The 17,730-nt window shown below is 62.1% G+C and carries 16 protein-coding genes and 1 pseudogene; 7 read left to right on the top strand and 10 right to left on the bottom strand.

Annotation, left to right across the window (positions count from 1 at the left end; genetic code table 11):
* Positions 1-212: 212 nt before the first annotated feature.
* The gene (locus DBR10_RS14835) at positions 213-1,511 is read right to left on the bottom strand and encodes an MFS transporter (RefSeq protein WP_255579994.1); all 1,299 of its coding nucleotides are present in this window, start codon (positions 1,509-1,511) and stop codon (positions 213-215) included.
* A gap of 113 nt (positions 1,512-1,624) precedes the next feature.
* Complete coding sequence (locus DBR10_RS14830; RefSeq protein WP_108505444.1) at positions 1,625-2,170, bottom strand: hypothetical protein; 546 nt, start codon at positions 2,168-2,170, stop codon at positions 1,625-1,627.
* A 131-nt stretch (positions 2,171-2,301) separates the two neighbouring features.
* Here DBR10_RS14830 and DBR10_RS14825 point away from each other — a divergent pair, with 131 nt between their 5' ends.
* The gene (locus DBR10_RS14825) at positions 2,302-3,189 is read left to right on the top strand and encodes a LysR family transcriptional regulator (protein ID WP_108505443.1); all 888 of its coding nucleotides are present in this window, start codon (positions 2,302-2,304) and stop codon (positions 3,187-3,189) included.
* 105 nt (positions 3,190-3,294) lie between these two features.
* Here DBR10_RS14825 and DBR10_RS14820 read toward each other — a convergent pair whose 3' ends face one another.
* The 5 genes and pseudogenes from DBR10_RS14820 to DBR10_RS19365 all read right to left on the bottom strand — a co-directional run bounded on the left by DBR10_RS14820 (position 3,295) and on the right by DBR10_RS19365 (position 6,403).
* Positions 3,295-4,428, bottom strand: a complete 1,134-nt coding sequence (locus DBR10_RS14820; RefSeq protein WP_108489038.1) for a serine hydrolase domain-containing protein — start codon at positions 4,426-4,428, stop codon at positions 3,295-3,297.
* On the bottom strand, positions 4,425-4,790 hold the full coding sequence (locus tag DBR10_RS14815; RefSeq protein WP_146184190.1) for a hypothetical protein: 366 nt from the start codon (positions 4,788-4,790) through the stop codon (positions 4,425-4,427). The genes DBR10_RS14820 and DBR10_RS14815 overlap by 4 nt, the downstream gene beginning before the upstream one ends.
* A gap of 39 nt (positions 4,791-4,829) precedes the next feature.
* Entirely contained in the window at positions 4,830-5,492 is a 663-nt protein-coding gene (locus DBR10_RS14810; protein ID WP_108556469.1) for a DUF2306 domain-containing protein, read from the bottom strand.
* 294 nt (positions 5,493-5,786) lie between these two features.
* Positions 5,787-6,035 (bottom strand): annotated as a pseudogene (locus DBR10_RS14805) (helix-turn-helix domain-containing protein); the annotation flags it as partial.
* Between the two features lie 92 nt (positions 6,036-6,127).
* Positions 6,128-6,403, bottom strand: coding sequence for a hypothetical protein (locus DBR10_RS19365; protein ID WP_108489778.1), 276 nt, complete (start codon positions 6,401-6,403; stop codon positions 6,128-6,130).
* A gap of 415 nt (positions 6,404-6,818) precedes the next feature.
* On the opposite strand from DBR10_RS19365, the gene DBR10_RS18930 reads away from it, so the two are divergent.
* Together DBR10_RS18930 and DBR10_RS20135 are read left to right on the top strand one after the other, a co-directional pair.
* On the top strand, positions 6,819-7,880 hold the full coding sequence (locus DBR10_RS18930; RefSeq protein ID WP_146184205.1) for a hypothetical protein: 1,062 nt from the start codon (positions 6,819-6,821) through the stop codon (positions 7,878-7,880).
* A gap of 296 nt (positions 7,881-8,176) precedes the next feature.
* A complete protein-coding gene (locus DBR10_RS20135; protein WP_146184206.1) occupies positions 8,177-8,611 on the top strand; it encodes a hypothetical protein in 435 nt (144 codons plus the stop codon).
* A gap of 490 nt (positions 8,612-9,101) precedes the next feature.
* Here DBR10_RS20135 and DBR10_RS14795 read toward each other — a convergent pair whose 3' ends face one another.
* Complete coding sequence (locus DBR10_RS14795) at positions 9,102-9,701, bottom strand: cation transporter (RefSeq protein ID WP_108505993.1); 600 nt, start codon at positions 9,699-9,701, stop codon at positions 9,102-9,104.
* A 454-nt stretch (positions 9,702-10,155) separates the two neighbouring features.
* Between DBR10_RS14795 and DBR10_RS14790 the strand changes: the two genes are divergently transcribed.
* The 3 genes from DBR10_RS14790 to DBR10_RS14780 all read left to right on the top strand — a co-directional run bounded on the left by DBR10_RS14790 (position 10,156) and on the right by DBR10_RS14780 (position 14,472).
* Complete coding sequence (locus DBR10_RS14790; protein ID WP_158272244.1) at positions 10,156-12,588, top strand: TonB-dependent receptor; 2,433 nt, start codon at positions 10,156-10,158, stop codon at positions 12,586-12,588.
* Positions 12,589-12,617: 29 nt separating this feature from the next.
* A complete protein-coding gene (locus tag DBR10_RS14785) occupies positions 12,618-13,361 on the top strand; it encodes a phosphatase PAP2 family protein (RefSeq protein WP_108505995.1) in 744 nt (247 codons plus the stop codon).
* 94 nt (positions 13,362-13,455) lie between these two features.
* Positions 13,456-14,472, top strand: coding sequence for a YncE family protein (locus DBR10_RS14780; protein ID WP_108505996.1), 1,017 nt, complete (start codon positions 13,456-13,458; stop codon positions 14,470-14,472).
* 64 nt (positions 14,473-14,536) lie between these two features.
* On the opposite strand, the gene DBR10_RS14775 is transcribed toward DBR10_RS14780, so the two are convergent.
* Positions 14,537-15,892 (bottom strand): sensor histidine kinase, encoded by a 1,356-nt coding sequence (locus DBR10_RS14775; protein WP_158272245.1) that lies wholly within the window; start codon positions 15,890-15,892, stop codon positions 14,537-14,539.
* A gap of 59 nt (positions 15,893-15,951) precedes the next feature.
* Positions 15,952-16,680: a response regulator transcription factor gene (locus DBR10_RS14770; RefSeq protein WP_272482609.1), complete on the bottom strand. Its 729-nt coding sequence runs from the start codon at positions 16,678-16,680 to the stop codon at positions 15,952-15,954.
* 366 nt (positions 16,681-17,046) lie between these two features.
* Between DBR10_RS14770 and DBR10_RS14765 the strand changes: the two genes are divergently transcribed.
* The coding region (locus tag DBR10_RS14765) for a TolC family protein (protein ID WP_199225348.1) at positions 17,047-17,730 on the top strand (684 nt) is incomplete at its 3' end.

Below are 17,730 nucleotides of genomic sequence, written 5' to 3'. Positions count from 1 at the left end.
ATCGTCTGCCGGCCAAAATCGCAGTTTCGAGGGCTGCGGCGTAGGCGTAGTGATCCTGGCCGACCGATTCTGCGCGCCGCTTCACCTAGCGAACGTCGAGTTCCTGGAGATGCGCCAAGGTCCGTTCATGGCGCAGTGTGCCCCTTGGGGTAGATTGAGCGCACACGGCGCGTATGCGGCGCATAGTGTAGATGGAGACAAAGGCACTATCGCTAGTCAGTACGGGTCGAAGCTGCGCTTCCGTGGGATCTGAGCAGGCTTAATAGGCCCGAAGCAAGAGCTAGCACTGCCCCGATCCCGAGCCCAATTCTCGGCGCTGTAGACGAGGGGGTAACGGTGAAGAGCAGGGTCATGAGCACGGCCCCAGTAGTCTGCCCACTCAGACGAGCAGTGCCCTGCATCCCGCCGGCAGCGCCACTCCGTTCCGGCGGTGCAGCCAGGAACATGTTGCGGTTGTTGGGGACTTGGAAGAGCCCGAAGCCGACGCCGCAGACCGCCGACAGGGCGATGAGTGGATGAAGGCTGCCGTGCAGAGGCCATAAGGCCATAGCCGCTAGGCCAAGGGCGAGGAGCCCGCCGCCAAGGGCGCAGAGGAAGGCTGTGGACATGCGATCGGCTAGGCGGCCCGAAATTGCTGCGGTGACCGCCACGCTCAGTGGCCATGGAGACATGTAGAGCCCGACCATGAGCGGCGACTGATTGAGGCCGTGCTGCAGGTAAAAGGGCAGGGCGACCAGGGCCGCAGAGGTTGCGGTGAAGCAGGACATCGAGGCGATAACTGAGAGCCGGAATGATCGGCTGCCCAAAAGATCCAGCGGTACGAGGGGCAAGGCTTTCGGGGCCTCGCGGCGCACGAGGGCGGTGAGGGAGAACGCTGCGGCCCCCATGAGCAGGAGCGCCACTTTCGGCGACTTCGGCAAGAGCTCCGCGCCGATGACCAAAAGCCCAAACGTGGCCCCGTTCAAAGCCATGCTGGGCAAGTCCAGGCGGGTCGCCATCCCTGGGAGCCCAGGCAGGGCAAGGGAGGCGAGCAACGCCATCCCACCGATCGGAAGGTTGACCAAGAAGAGCCACGGCCAATCGCAATGCCCGATGATCAGGGCTCCAAGTGTCGGCGCCGCCGCTGACGAGAGCGCGACAGTGAGCGCGTTCCAGCCGATCGCAGCGCCCAACTCGCTAGGCGCAACCGAAAACCGGAGAAGCGCCACGCCCAGCGCCATGACGGCTGCGCCCCCTAGCCCCTGGAGAAAGCGTGCGGCAACGAGCCACGGCAGTGAGGTGGAGATGGCGCATAGAACGGAGCCGGTGACGAAGATTACGACGCCGACCTGAAACACTCGGCGATTGCCGAACCGTTCGCCGAGCGCCGCGCAAGGCAGCAGCGCCATGACCAATGCGGTCTGGTAGGCGGTGATGACCAACACCACATGCGCCGGCGTCGTCGCTAGGGCGCGCATCATCGATGGCAGCGCGACGTTGGCCATGCCCGCATCCAGGACGACCAAGGCCATCGCCGCCAGCACGGCGCTGATCGCCAGGGCGCGTTGCGGTTGGCCTAGGCCCGCTGAAGGCGCGTGCCGCGCTTCAGCTGTCTCAGCGCCCCGATTGGCGTCGGGAGCGGCTGTCATTCCGACCCCACGGTCCAGACGCCGTTGCGCTGATGATAGCGCGTCACCCGGTGCTCTTGCCGGTCCTCGACCCGCAAATCCCGCTCGGTGAACCGAAACAGCAGGGCGGAGTCGCTCATGCAGCGCGTGTCGTGAATGTCGCCGGGCAGGTAGACCTGCACTTGGCCTGTGCGGACCAAGGTACTGTTGCGCTTCACCAGCCTCATCGCGCCATCCGAGTCCTCGATCCGGGCATAGGTGCCCATCTCGATCTCTCCTTCCTGCATGGCATAGATCACCCATCCCCGGCCGTGATCGTGGGGCGGTCGGTACAAGCCTGCATTTTCCGTGTGGGCGAGCAGGACGAAGCCGTGGTCGGGATCGCGGTAGAGCTCCTCGTTGACGGGTTTGTCCCTGTGGAGTGCGGCCAGCCAGGGTTCTGCCGCAGGCGTTTGGACCAGGCGCTCCAGCAGGCTTTGGCATTGAGCAACAAGCTCACTGGAGAGCGGCCCCCAGGCCGTATTGAAGCTTCTCATGCAGGTCTGGAGTGAGTTGCTCGGCATTGGCTTGCCCCTTGTTCGGTGATGGTCACGAAGGGTAGCGACAAGCCATGGGTGGCGGAACGCGCAGCATTTGCATTCAAATGATGCATCAGGCGCTCTCTATTCTCGCCGGGCTATGCTAGGCTCTAGGCGTGTCATCCCCCGACCTCAACCTGCTGATCACCCTGGACGCGCTGCTTGCCGAGGGCAGCGTCGTGGGCGCCGCAAAGCGGCTGAGGCTAAGCCCGTCCGCAATGAGCCGGGCGCTAACCCGACTTCGAGAGACGACGGGCGACCCACTCCTCGTCCGCGCAGGACGCGGCCTAGTGCCCACACCGCGTGCGCAGGCGCTTCGCGATCGCGTGCATCAGCTGGTCGAAGAGGTCGAGGCGGTTTTGCGTCCGGATGAATCGCTCGATCTGACGGCTATGGTGCGAACCTTCACGCTCAGGACTAGCGATGGCTTTGTCGAAAACTTCGGGGCCGATCTGATCGCCAAGGCTCGCGCTGAAGCTCCAGGTGTTCGCTTCAACTTCCTGCAGAAGCCGGACAAGGATAGTACGCCGCTACGGGATGGTCGGGTCGACCTTGAAACGGGTGTCGTTGAAGAGTCGCTCGGCCCCGAGGTACGCACGCAGGCGCTGTTCCGGGACCGCCTTGTTGGCGTCGTCCGCAAAGGACATCCGATCGATCAAAACGGCGTCACCCCGTCCTGGTATTCTGACGCCGAGCATGTGGTCGTATCCCGAAGCGGGCTTGAGACAAGCGCGGTCGATCTGCCCTTTCTGCCTGCAAGTTTGCAGAGGAGGGTTGGCAGCATTGTCAGCGGATTTTCAGCTGCATTGGCCCTCGCCAGGGCCTCCGATCTCGTTGCTACAGTGCCCGAGAAGCACACAGCAAACCTCCGCGATGGAATGGTCAGCTTGTTGCTTCCGATGCCCGCCACCGAGTTCAGTGTCTCGATGCTATGGCACCCACGCATGGACGCCGATCCGGCCCACAGATGGTTGCGAACCTGTGTCCGTGAGATCTGCGCCTAGTGATTGTCGGCGGGATTGGGGAACGGTCTAAGCGCCGGTCGATCCCCGGGGGCCAGGGAATGAAGGCAGCAAGAGCCTTATCGACCATGATCGGTCCTGTTCAATCTAGCGGCCCGGCACCTTGAGGTAGGCGGTCGCGAAGTTTGTGGCGATGGTGTCAGGTGAGGTGTTCGTCTGGTTGGTGAGCACGGCCACTGTCAGATTTTCAGCCGGATAATAGTCGAGCTCGCTGACGAAGCCGTTGATGCCTCCCGAGTGAAAATACCGGGTGTGACCGAAGGTCTTGCCGATGAACTCGCCAAAGCCGTAGCCGTCGCCCCAGTTGGTAAACATGGCTGTCAGGGAGGCAGCCTTGATCAGCTTGCCGCTCTGCAAGGCCTCTTCCCATGTCGCGAGGTCGTCCACGGTCGAATAGAGCGAACCGGCTGCGTAGGGCAGGCTCATGTCCAGGTAGTCGGCGTTGTACGCCTTGCCCTTTCTGACGTCGTAGCCGCGCGCACGCATCGGCAGGACCTCACCGCTCACATCATAGCCGGTGTTGGACATACCCAGCGGCGCAAGGAACTGGGTCCCAACATAGTCTGCGTAGGCTTGGCCTGAGACCTTCTCGATCACCATGCCGAGCAGGATGTAGCCGGTGTTGTCATAGACAAATCTTGTGCCTGGCTCGAACTCCAGTCGTTTGTCGCGCGTGAGGGCGACGATCTGATCAGGCGTAAGGGCGACGTGAGACTGGGCGTCGAAAAAGCCAGCAATGGCCGTGTAGCTGGGTATGCCCGAGCCATGGGTAAGAAGGTGTTTGATCGTCACTTTCGACCAGGCGGCCGGCGCTTGCGGGTAGAACTTGGAGACCGGGTCGTCGATCGACAGCTTGCCCGCTTCCTGCAGTTTCAGGATCGAGACTGCGGTGAACTGCTTGGTCAACGAGCCAACGCGGAACTTCGTCGTCGGGGTGTTGGGGACTGACCATTCGCGGTCGGCAAGACCCCACGCCTCATGGAACAAAACCCTGCCGTCTTGAACAACGAGGATTGCGCCGCTGAAGCGGCCCGCCTTTGCTTGCTGGTCGACTTCGGCGCGAGCCTGCTCCGCCTGGGCGAAGACGCACGTCGGCGCAGCAAACGCGACGATTCCAATTACGGCCGCGATAGAGCGTAGCGCTGATCTCTCCAGACAGGTCTTGGACAGGCTTCTAACCCCAAGCCCCGTTTGGGAGGGCCGCCGCGATGGCATTGTCATTTCGGAGGCAGGGTCCGGATTGCCAACGCCCGACCCTTGCGGGGCGCTGAAACATGCAGGACTGCAGCGGCGACCTTGAGCGCTGTGCTGGGCTCCTGGACGGGTTCAAGGATGATGGCATCCGCGCCAAGCTTGGCCGCCTCCTTTCGCATGGACTCAAACATTGCCTTTTCGCTGGTCCACAGCGAGTCGCCGCTGGCGTGGAGAAGGGCCACCTCCGAGTAGGGGCGCAACACCTGATCAGGGGTTCGATAGAAGGTCACCGATCCCGGGGCGATCGCAGATAGCGTCTGTGGCGCGCCGAGCAGGGTGGAGTTGGTCGAAACGCAACCGGCTAGGGTGGCGGCGACGGCGAGAACCATGAGAGTTCGCATTTTGGGGAGGCCCTCCTGGGCCATGGTCTAGGTTTGACTTGAGGCTGGGTTGAGCTTCGATGCAGCCGGTCTTCGAGCGAGGATCCACTCGGCTAAGGCGAGGTTGATCACCCAGCCGGCACCCATCGTCGCGGCCCTCGACATTTCGTGGGTCGGACCAATCAGCAGTACCCACAGGACGGTCGTAAACACCTGCGTTCCGGCACCCATGCCAATGGCGTAGCCCCGTAGCATGCACGCTCCGTGTTCGACGAAGGCGCGTCGCCGTAACGCTGCCAGCCCGCACAGCAGCGACACGGCCATGGCCGAACCGAAAACGAGGCGCAGCGCGAACAGCACTGGGCCGTCGTCAGTGCCCGGAGGGTAGTAGAGCGTCATCCAAAGACCTGTGGAGGCCGCGATGAGACCGGCGGGTGCGAGCACCCGTCCAGCGGCTCGGTGCCAGTGCGGCCAGCGCCGCCGAAGGCTAGGGGTGAACATAAAGGCGCCAAGACACCCGAACACGACGATGCTGAGGATGTGGAGCGCTAGCGGAACCGGCATGGACGCAAACCTGCCGCTGTCTGGGCGGATCACGCCGCCGGCAAGCCAAATCAGGCGGGCGACGCCGACGATGATGGGAACTGCGGACAGCGAGAGAAGCAAAACGGGCAGGAGCCAGTTGACCTTGGGTGCGATGGCTCGGCCCATGTCAGAGCCCGCTCGCGGGCAAGGAGCTGAGCGTGACTACCGGCGACACGCCCCAGACCAGATTGAAGCTTCTCATGCTGGTCTTGAGTGCGTTGCTCGGCATTGGCTTGCCCTTTGATCGGTGATGATCCCGAAGGGTAGCGACAAGCCATAGGTGGCGGAATGCGCAGCATTTGCATTCAAATGATGCGTCAAACGCCCGCTATTCTCGCCTGGCAATCACAGGCCGTAAGTGTGAGCGGCGGCCCCATCCAATTCTAGGAAATCAGCGAAGGCTCAAAACGGCACTGCTTGCCCGTCCAGTGGGGCCAGGCCTTCGAAGAAGGTGGAGATCTCCATTTTCATGGTCCGCGCCGCCTCATAGAGTTTGGACGCCGAGATCCGGTTCGAGCCGCGTTCGTATTTTTGGACCTGCTGAAAGGTGATCCCCAGAGTTTCGGCCAGCTCGGTCTGTGACATGCCGAGTGCCTTTCGGCGGGCTCTGACCATTTTGCCGACGTGGACATCGATCGGATTGGCAGCGTCGCTCGGCTTTGGGTTCATGCTTCAGATCTCTTCCTGGTCAGCCCACCGGCAAACTCGGCGCTTGTCGCGAACCTGCGGCGATCGAGGTTATTGCGCGCTTCTGACTCAGACTATGCCGTCGGCGGCTCGAGATCGAGGAAGGGCTCTCCACGTTGGCCAGCTTCGTCACGGGTAAGGACGCGATTGTCTTCCTGGCGGCTGACAATGACGCGGATGCCGCGGTGGCGGATCCCCAGGGCAGGTATGGTGCAGAGGGCTGGTAGGCGAGGGGACATGGCGACCCAGTTGTCGGCATGGACCGTGATCAGTCCGGGCTTCAGGCCCTCATGTTCTCCAGCTTGTTCGTGTAGGGCCTGAACGGCGGTGGCGATCTGTTCTGCGGTCATGGCGCGCGATAACGCGATTCCAGAGCGAGCGGCTCATCGGCAAGAAGTCGGTGGGGGGCTTCGCGAGCGTGAGACTTTCCAGCTTCGGGCGCAGCTTGAAGCCAAGCGCTGAAGGGATGAGTTTCAAACTGCGCCAGCGATGTCGGGTGCCTGCTGCCCGTTAAGCCGAACTCGCGTCGATAGTGTAGATCAAGACAAATCCACTATCGGGAGTGACGTCTGTCAATGGCTAGCAGGCGTTGTGTCCGAAGAGTTCGCGGTTGCGTCCGATTGCTGGTTCGTCATCCCTAGGGCGCGCGCGTTTTTCGATCCAGTAGCGGTCTGTCTAGGGGCACACCGCCGGCTCAAAGGGATCTAAAGATTGTCTTCAGCGTTCATTTAGTGTGTATATCAATCTAAATGGATATAAGAGACCATGGAAGCGAAGCGAAAAATCATCCGAGTTCGACCGGGCAATCGGCCAAAGGCCAAAAGTGCCGCCCCTGATGAACAGGTCGAAGCGAGGGTTGCAGTTACCGAGGTGACTGCACTGGGCAAGAGTGACGGCGGGAAAAGCAGGAGGGGCAGGAGTGGCCCCGGCCCCAGAAATCGCGCGTTTGCCGCGCGCGAGGCGCGAAGAGCTGAGGCTTTGGAACTGCTTACCAGCGGTTCCCTTTTAAGCGGATTCAACGGCCCGCTGGAATACGACCCCAATCTCGACATTGATCGAGAAGTTGAGCGGGCGGCAGAAGGGCTGATCGATTTCAAGGACGAGCTAAGGCGCTATGAGAAAGGTGCTCGGACGAGGCACTATCGGTGTCTTGCATGCGTATTGGAGCTAAAGCGCCGTTACGATAAGTGGCCGCCAGCAGCGCAGCGGAAACTGCTAACCAGGTTCTGCTCTGGGCTAAAATTGACCAAGCGGATAACCGGCACACATGCGCTTTTGCGCGTGCTTATCGACTATCCAGAAGGAGCAGAGAAACGAAACGGGGGGTGGGTTGCCTCTCGCGACGCTGCGGTCATTGCTGAGGCTGAACTTCAAAAACTTGATGGGCAGGAGTTTTTCGAAAGATTGAAGAGCCGAAAGGGGGGCGGTCTAAGTGGCTTTTTCGAAGAGAACCGCGCTCGCAGGCGGGATAGCACCGGGAAAACTTCAAGGTCTGGTGAAGCTCCGAGTTATCTCAAGGTAGCGAAATCGAGTCCTATTGCAGGCGGACTTGCGCTTAAATCGACGCCCGTTAGCGAGCAGAAAAAGACTGTTGAAAATGAACCGCATCTCGTTTGGAACGGGCTAACCTACGAAGAGCTAACAGAAACGATCAAACGACGGCACGATTTCCTGCTGCAGGTGCGAATTGATCCCCACAAGAAATCTATAGAAATCATAGGTGCTCTGGGTACCGCTGAAGCCACTTTGAAGAGTGAAGACGCTAAGGAAATCTTCGAGATGTTGATGCGGCATCCTAAAATCGTGGACTACAAAGAGACCTTCTGAAGCTCCGTGAGTGCTCGAATTTAGAGCTATTATCCATTGGCGAATTAGCACCCATCGATGATGCAGCCATTTGACGTTCGTCGAATTGGCTATCTCTCATCCACGCTAAAACGCCATATCGTGAAGAGATATATCTTGGTGTGTCTGAAGTCAGATCAGATCCGATGACTGATGGATTGGATTGGTTCTAAGAACCGTTTGTCCATCGATGGTCGTAAAAAACCGACCTCAGACACACCTCCGGCGATGCACCCTACGCCAGGGGAACTCCTGCTCGGCATCGACGAGTATCGAAGATGCGTCATTGCATTCGTTCAGATGAAATTAGTTTATTGAATTTTTCGGTGCGGGCCGCGCATGTCCGGGCGATTAAAATAGTAGACGGAATCCCGAACCTCCTCCCTCCATATTTCTTTGGTGATGTAGCAGGCGTATTTTTCCGGGTCCTTTATTCCGTCATAGTAGTAGTGAGCGCCGGGGCGAATTTTCCTCCATATTCTCTCTCCTCTATCGAGTGCGCTCCTAGCGAATGGCGTTGGAGCCTTAAGAGCGAAATGAACGTGTGTGTTGCTGGCAAGGTGCTCGTAGACCCCGATCGCAACGATACCTTCGACAGAATCTCGTTTGTGCCAGTTGCGGCCATAGGCCTCCCGATGGATGCATTTGAAAAAATGATCGATTTTTCGGGAGAGGATTTCTGGTTTGCACGGCCGTCCCATACCCAGAGTTAGGATCGAGTTTGGGCAAATGTCCAAGATGTGCTTGATGTAAGCAGCCCGGAAGACCCTCTTTTCCGCGTTTGTTGTTCTACGTTCCATAACTGATGTCCCCTGCTTCAGAAGCGAAGCCATCTAAATTTACAGTTTTGGAATCTGAGGCTTTGGGGTGTCGGCGAGCGAGCACGGCGCTGCAATCGCGCCAGATCAACGAAGGGTCTTTGCCCTTCTCCAACTGACGACGTTCGCAGCTTGCTTGATGATGATGGGAGAGGATGAAGCGCTTCGTTCCAACGCTGGCGCGCGCTTCAGAACCATCTGATGGCCGGAAGGCGAGGGGGGCGGAACAGGAGCACCTCCCAGCCACCCGCCAATGGCGTCTTTCTGCCAATCTACACTATGGGCCTTATCGTGCTCGGAGAGGGGCCAAAGCTGTCTCTTAGGCGACCTTGGGAAGGTCCACTTTCATGCAGTATGAAAGGTGCCAATCGTTCCGCCACCTGCATTAGGGCGTCGGATCTCGCTGCACCTCAGAGTGCTCTTTGCGAGCCGCTCGCCACACGGCACTGGCAGCGTCGATGTTCATCACGGCGATGCCCAGACCGACGAGGATGTCTGGCCAGAGCGACCGCGTGAACAGGGTGGCGACCCCGGCAGCGATGATCGCGATATTGGCCAGGGCGTCATTGCGGGCCGAAAGGAACGCTGCTTTCGTAAGGCTGCCTGAATGGTGCCGGAAGCGGGCAAGGGAGAAGGCGCAGAACAGGTTGATGACCAGGGCACCGACGCCAGTGACGGTGAGCGGGATAGCCTCAGGTGAAACAGGGGCAGCATACTTGCGCCAGAGGGCCCAGAAGAAGGCCAGGGCCGGGACCAGCAGGAGGCCCGCGAGCGCCATTCCGACCCTGGCCCGCTGGCGCAGGCTCCAGGCCAGCGCCGCGAAGATTAGGAAATTGACGGCGGCGTCCTCGAGAAAATCGACGCTGTCGGCGAGCAGGGACACCGAGCCGATGTGCAGTGCCATGGCGAACTCGACGCCGAAATAGGCCAGGTTCAGCAGCGCCACGAGCTTTATGGCGCGGCCAAGAGCCTCGTCACGCGTCATGATGTCCAGTCTCCAGTCGAGGAATGCCGCCGAGATGGATCGCCTTGCGAAGTGGCACCGACAAACTTGCCATTTCAGGATCGCGCTCGCGGCCTTCTTGATTTTGCGGTCTGATCCGGGATGGGGGTGCTTGAGTCAGCGCTATGCGGCTGTATCGCCAGCCAACCCATCGAGCGCTGAACCTGTCCCGAGCCTGCGATGAAAGTTAACGATCTCTTAGCCCGATCGGCGAGTCAATCCACCCAAACATTGAGAAATCTCAATCCGCGCGCCGGCCCGGTGATTTGAGAATTTTATTTATTTAAAACAGATATTTAGAGCAAGGACATGAAAGTGTAATGCCTTGGTCGCGAAGTCTTCACACGCCATGGAGGGACCTCCGAACTAATCGCCGGTCAAGCTGACGAGGCGCGCGAGGGGCGCGTCTCCGTTGGGTATGAACGGGGATAGTTTCATGATCATTCGCACGCGCCTTGGGGCCCTGGCCTCAGGCTCTTTCCTCGCCCTGGCGGCATCTGTTGGCCTTGGTGGTTCGGTCCGCGCCGCCGACGCCCCGGCGATCGAGCCGGAAAAAGAAGTCGAAGCGGTTATTGTCACCGCCCTGAAGGGCAAGGCGGCCGATGTGGCCCCGGTGTCGTCCTCGCTGACGGCGACCCAGCCGCAGGCGCTGATCACCCGCAAGTTCATTGAGGAAAGCGCACCGCGCGTCGGCGACTACACAACGACGGCCATCCTGGCACCCTCGATGGCCACGACGCCCAATTCCAACGGTTCGGGTGCCACGGACGGTGCCAAGATCACCATGCGCGGCTTTCAGGACGGTGAGTTCAACGTCACCTATGACGGCATCGCCTGGGGCGACACCAACGGTCCGTCGCACCACTCCAATTCGTTCTTCCCGTCCTCGACCATCGGCGGCATCGTCATCGACCGCGGCCCGGGCCGGGCGGGCGATTTCGGCCAGGCCAATTTCGGCGGCTCGGTGAACCTGTTCTCGCTGCCGTTCGAGGACAAGCCCTCGTTCCGTCAGACCCTGACGACGGGCAGCTTCCAGACCGTTCAGGCGGTGACCACTCTGGCGTCGGGCCCAATCGAGCGGCTGCACGGTGCCAGTGGCGTCATGAACTTCATGGAGTACAAGACCAACGGTTATCTGAGCAACAGTGCCAGCGACGGCTACAATCAGTTCCTGAAGGTCAATGTGCCGATCACCGACAAGATCTCGGTCACCGCGCTCTATACGCACAACTACAATACCTATTATCAGGGCGACGCCAGCGCGAACGCCACCGTCGCCCAGACCGAACTCTACGGAAAGCGGTTCGCGCTCGGCAATGATCCGACGCTGCAGACCTACAAGGAATACAACTACACCAAGAAGTCGACCGAGTTCGGCTATGTGAAGATTGCGGGAGAGATTACCGAAGGTCTGAACTTCGACAACACCGCCTATCAATACTGGTATTCAAACAAGACGCTGTCGGCCAATGATAACGGGGCCGACGCCAGCATCGGGGCTACCGCCCTGGCGGCCGCCAACAAGGTGATCCTCAATCCGCCGGCGACCTATCCGGCCGGCACCGCAGGCTATCCCTCGTCTGCCAAAGTCTTTGGTTTGCCGGGCTACACCAAGCGCAACAAGTACCGGGTGCGCGGCGACAGCCTGAAGTTCACCAAGGAATTCGACGACGTCGGCACGCTCAGCTTCGGCAGCCTCTTTGAAATGGCCAAGACCGGTCGCTCGCGGTTCGACTTCGACCTGATCAGCAAGCGTCCTGACTATCGCGAAAAGGCCGCCCAGTTCACGGGGCCGTCGCCCTGCCGGGGCCTGCCGAAACAGGTTGCCCCGGGCAAGACCTGGGACGGTGCCTGCCAGGTGCCGTTGAACATCGCCTACAACGAGTATTCCGGCTGGCACCAGTATCAGCCGTTCGTTGAGTTCGCCTGGCGCGCTACCGACAAGCTGATTGTGACCCCGGGCGTCAAATATGTGCACTTCAAGCTCTACAACGACGCGCCGGCCGTGGCGGTGAAGGGCTCGATCCAGCCGCTGGACATCGAAAGCACTTTCACCAAGACCCTGCCGTTCCTGACCGCCAACTACCGGGTCCGCGACAACTGGTCAGTTTACGGACAATATGCCCAGGGCTTCCTGGTGCCCAATATCAGCTCGTTCTATGTGAATAATCCCGGCTCAAACAAGCTGGTCCCGCAGGAATCGACCAACTACCAGATCGGCTCGGTCTTCAACTCGGGGCACCTGACCCTCGACGGCGACGTCTACTACATCGACTTCAAGCACAAGATCCAAACCCTGACGGATCTGGCGACCAACGAGACCTACCAGTCCAACCTCGGTGGCGCGACTTACAGGGGGATTGAAGCCCAGGCGACCTATGTGCTGCCCTACGGCTTCAGCCTGTTTGCCAACGGCTCGGTCAACGAGGCCAAGGGCAAGGGTGATCCGCTCAATCCGGGCTACAACGGCCACCAACTGGCCAAGGTCCCGCGCGGTACCGCGGCCCTGGGCGTCCGCTCGGAACGCCATGACCTGTTGATGCCAAATGACAGCCTGATCGTAACGCTGAACGACAAGCTGATCGGTCCGCAGTACGCCACGGCCGCCACCGGCGCGACGCCGCCGACGGGGCTCGTCAAGGCGTTCAGCCAGGCCGACCTCAGCGCGACCTATCACACGGGACACTACAGCCTGCAGGCCCAGGTCCTGAATCTGGCCGACACCCAGGACATCACCTCGTTCAAGGGCAAGGCGCTGCTTCCCGGCACCCGGACACCCGCCGAGACGGTGGCCCAGGGCGGTGCGGCCAATGTCTTCACCTATCAGGTTGGCCGAAGCTATCAGGTCACCCTGAAAGCCGCGTTCTGATCTCCCTCATTCTTTTAGGAAGACACCCGATGATTGGACGCCTGTTTCTCACCGCCACGGCCGTGGCGGTGCTCTCCGGGCCTTGCCTGGCTCAAACGGCCCCGGCGGCAGCGACAGCTGCCGCCGCCAAGCCGGTCAAGGTGCTCAAATATCTGACCGAAAGCGATATCGACCCCAGGCGCTTGCTGCCGCCGCCCGCAATGGACGGTTCGGACGCCCAGAAGGCTGAACTGGCTGAACTGCACCGCATCATCGCCAACGCCACGCCTGAACGCGCGGCGCAGGCCCAGTGGGACGACGATCATGAGGATCCCTCGGCCTATGCCGCGACGGTCGGGGCCGGCTTCGATCTGACCAGGTTGACGGCTACGGCTGAGGTGCTCGGCATCGTCCAGAATGACGCCTCGATCGCCGCCAGCGCCGGCAAGAAGACCTTCCAGCGCAAGCGTCCCTGGGTCCTGGATGCCACGATCAAGACCTGCGATCCCGACGACAAGCCGCTGACCTCCTATCCCAGCGGTCATGCCACGATCGGCTACTCGCTGGCCATGACCCTGGCCGTGCTGATCCCGGAGAAAGCCCAGGCCTTGATGACCCGCGCCGACGACTATGCCTACAGCCGCACGGTTTGCGGGTCGCACTACCCGTCCGACACCCGGGCCAGCCAGGCCCTGGCGGCATCGTTCGTCACGGCGTTGCTGAAGAATCCGGACTTTCAGGCCAAGATGGCGGCGGCCCATGCCGAGCTCCAGGCGGCCAAGCTCGCGCAATAGTCCGCAGACGCGCGAGCCCGGCCAGTCCTCGGTGAGGGCAGGGCGGGCTCGCGGCGTCATATGAATTATCCGTTTGCCCGCCGCAGGACCTCCGATGAAAATCAAGCTGTTCGCCGCCGTCGCCGTGTTCGGCTTCTCGACCCTGACGTCAGCCATTGCGGCCGAGGGGCCCGCGCAGCTCGAGATCGTCGATCGCATCGCGGGGCCGGACGGGTCCTGGGACTATGTCAGTTTCGACCCCGTTCATCGCCGGCTCTATGTGGCCCACGACACCGCGGTCACAGTGATCGACGTCGACAGTGGCAAGGTCACGCCGTCGCTGGTCGCAGCGCAGAAGGCGCACAGTGCTCTGCCGCTGGCCGGCGGCGACGAGATCCTGGTCACCAATGGGGCCAGCAACACCGCCACCATCGTCAATGCCCAGACGGGCGTGATCCGCGCGACCATCCCGACGGGGACCAGCCCCGACGCTGCCCTTGTCGAACCGACCACGGGCCTTGGGTTCGTGATGAACGCCCACGGCGGCGGGATCACCCTGATCGACCTGAAGGCCGGCGTCGCGGCGGGCACGATTCCGCTTGAGGGTGCGCTGGAGTTCGGCGTCGCTGACGGTCTGGGTCGGGTGTTCGTCAATATCGAAGACAAGGGCGAGATCGCCGTCATTGACGCCACGGCGCGCAAGGTCGTCGCGCATTGGCCGATGGCCGGCTGCGAGGAGCCCAGTGGCCTCGCCTATGCCGCGGACGCCGGGGTGCTGATCGCCGCCTGTGCCAATGGCACCGCCAAGGTCGTGTCGACGGCCTCGGGCCAGGTCACGGCCAGCCTGGCGATCGGTGAGAAGCCCGATGCGGCCTTCTATGATGCCCAGCGTCACCTGGCCTATATCCCCAGCGGCGGCGACGGCACGCTGTCGGTGATCGCGGTACGGGGACCGACCGACCTGGCGGTGATCGGGACGGTAGTGACCAGGGTCAGGGCCAAGACCGGAGCTGTCGATCCGGTGACCGGCAAGGTCTATCTGCCTTCAGCCGACTATGACGCGCCGGTCGCGGCGGGCGGGCGCCCGACGATGAAGCCCGGCAGTTTCGCCGTGCTGGTGCTCGGCCGCTGATCGACAGCGCGTTCCGAAAAGTGGGAACCGGTTTTCAGAATGAAATGCGCGTGAAAACAAAAACCTAGAGCGACAGTGGAGCGCCGGGGACACCGGGCTCTGGCGCTTTCGGACCCGCCCACACCGCCACCGGAAAGGCCAGCGCGACCCTCAAGCCGGGCCGTGCATCGCCGAGCTCAAGCCGGGCACCGTGGCGTGCGGCAATGGCCGCCACGATCGACAAGCCAAGGCCAGATCCCTTGGTGGTGCGGCTGCGATCCAGACGCACGAAAGGCTTCAGGGCCTCCTGGCGGTCCTCGGGGTTTACGCCTGGACCGTCGTCGGCGACCAGCAGGCGCGCGCCCTGGCCTTCGCGTTCGACCCGGACCTGGATGGTCGTGCCGGATGGGGTGTGGCGCAGGGCGTTTTCGAGCAGATTGGCGCAGACCTGGGTCAGCAGGGCGCTGTCAGCGGCGACCAGCCAGGCTTCGCCAGATGCCTGCAGATGTCGCCCACTGGCTTCAATGTCCGGCCTGAAAGCCTCGGCGACGTCCAGGGCAATGTTGCCCAGGTCCACCGGGGCGAAGGCCATGACCCCGTTATGGGTCTCGATTTCGGCCAGCTGCAGCAGCGCATCGAAGGTTCTGAGGATCTCGCCGACATCATCGTCCAGATCGCCGATGGCCCGTGCCAGCGGCGGGTGAGGCCTGGCGTCCGACTGCAAGCGCTCGATCTTGTTCCGCAGCCGGGTGAGCGGCGTACGCATGTCGTGGGCGATGTCGGTGGTGACCTGCCGGAGCTGCCCGATCAGGGCCCCGATGCGATCGAGCATGGCATTGAACGTCACCCCGAGGTCGTCAATGTCGTCGGGCTGTCTGGTCCGGCGTACGGGAACGCGCTGGCTCAATTGGCCTTCGGTGACCTGTTGTGCAGCGCTCGAGACCTGGGCGATGCGGCGCCAGGCCTGCCGCGTAAACAGGAACGAGGTGGCCAGGCAAAACACTGTCCCGAGCAAGCCGCACAGCAGCAGGATACGGTTCACCGCCGCCGTCTGGCCGGCGGCGATCGCCATATCCTGGCCCACCGAAAGGCGCGAGCCATTGAACAGGGTTTCAGTCAAAACCAGGAACCGATGGTCGGGCTCGCCGTGATGCGACGGTACGCCGTCCAGCTCCGTCCAGCCGACCACGCCGGGATCGGGCAACCGCCCGGCCAGCAAAACACCCTGACGGCTGACCAGGCGGTACTCGAAACCACGCCATAACCGCGTGCGCTTGGCCACCGTATAGGGCAGGTGACCGATGCCCTTCTGGCGGATCTCGTCGCGCAGCGAGGCGGCCTCGCCCTGCACGTGCTCGCGGATCTCGCCTTGCTCCAGCCGGCGGATGGCAACCTGGGTCAGGTAGCCGGCCAGCAGGAAGGCGGTCACGACGATGACCATCTGAATCAAGGCCAGACGTGCCCCGGCGTTGCGCATGAGGCGGTTTGCGGCCCCGCTCCTCATGCGGGCTCGGTCCTTATGCAGTAGCCGATGCCCCGCAGCGTGGTGATCAGGGGCAAGGTGCCCGGCAGGTCAATCTTGCCGCGCAACCGGCTGATATGGGTCTCGACGATGTTGGTGCGGGGGTCGAAGTGGAAGCCCCAGACGTTCTCGAGCAACATCGTCCGGGTCACAACCCGGTCGGCGTTGAGCATCAGATACTCCAGCAGCTTGTATTCCAGCGGCAGCAAGGCCAGGTCGACGCCGCCGCGTCGCGCGGAGCGCTCAAGCCTGAGCAGGGTCAGGTCCCCGCATTGCAGCACCGTGCGCTCGCGCAGCGGCGCGGGGGCCCGGCGAGCCAGGGCACCCACCCGCGCGCCCAACTCCGCAAACGAGAAGGGCTTGACCAGATAGTCGTCGCCGCCGCGTTCCAGGCCGCTGACGCGATCGGCAACGGTGCCCATGGCTGTGACGAACAGGACCGGCGTCTGAACCTGGGCGTCACGCAGGCACTGGACCAGGGTCAGACCGTCCAGCTTCGGCAGCATGCGATCGACGATAATCACGTCGAACGTGCCCGCCAGGGCGCGTTCAAGACCAGCGGCTCCATCCTGAACGGCCTCGACCCGAAAGCCCCGGCTCTCGAGGCCGACTGCCATGTGCTCAGCGGTCTCCGGCTCGTCCTCGATCAGGAGGACACTGATTTTGGAGCACGATGCGATGGCGTCACTGAGTTGGACTTCATTCACGACGTAATCATGAGCTCATGCGTCGGGGCCAATCGCCCTCGGATGCTATTGAGTTTATTCGCCTAATTCGCCCGAAGAAACAGAATATGGAGTGTCGTCGAATTTCGCCAAAAAGACACTAAACTGAAGCACAAACGCCACTTTTGCTTGTCGTGTTTGGAACTTGCAAATGACTCAGGAGGAAACCGCAAGGATGCCGCCACCGAAAGCTCGCCGATCGGCCTAGCCTGAGCTATCGACGAAAACACTCGGTCATGTGCGAATGCCAGTCCCATGCAGGGTCTCGGAACATTGGGAATTTTCAATGTTCCCGTCATCGATTCGTCCGTTACGCCACGCTAAGTCGACTGACCCTCAGGAGCCCTGATGATCTTCGCCGCTCGTTTTGCCGTCGCGACCCGCGCCATGATCGGCGTGAGCCTCCTGCTGACGGGCTGCGCGCACTATGTCGCCGCGCCGGTCCGGCTGGAATCCTACCCCGCCGCCCTGCAGACCCGCCGTCTGGACGAAAAGCCGAACGACGCGGTCTGGACCGGTGCCGACCTTCTGGCCGCCAGCCTGACCCGCAACGCCGCCGTCGCCGAGGCCGCGGCCAGATGTCGAACCGCCGTTGCGGCAGCCAGGGCGACGCGTGTCGCGCCGGGCATGACCCTGACCTTGACGGCCGAGTATTCCAGGGACCCCAAGCCGTGGCTTTACGGTGCCGGCGGCGACATTCCCCTGGACATCGGCGGCCGCCGTGGCGAGCGACTGAACGCGGCCGATCTGGCCGCTGTGCAGGCGCTCCATGACTATGGTGAGGCCGTCTGGGCCGTGCGAAGCGCCCTGACGCGCGCGCGGGCAGACCGGGTTTCGGCCGATGACGAACTGCGCCTCGCCCGGCGGCTGGAGGCCGTGCGTCAGGTCCGTGCCGAGCGGCTGGACCGCCGGGTTGCGGCCGGTGAGGACGACCGTCCTGCGGTCTTGGCGGCCCGGGCCGAACTGGCGCTCGCCCATCGCCGCGTGGCTGACGCTGTGGCGCGGCGCGCACAGGCCGACGCCGCCCTGGCC

The organism is Caulobacter sp. HMWF025 (assembly GCF_003060965.1).
GTDB lineage: Bacteria > Pseudomonadota > Alphaproteobacteria > Caulobacterales > Caulobacteraceae > Caulobacter.
Note: the sequence above shows the minus strand (reverse complement) of the source record. Positions and strands in the feature narration are given on the sequence as shown.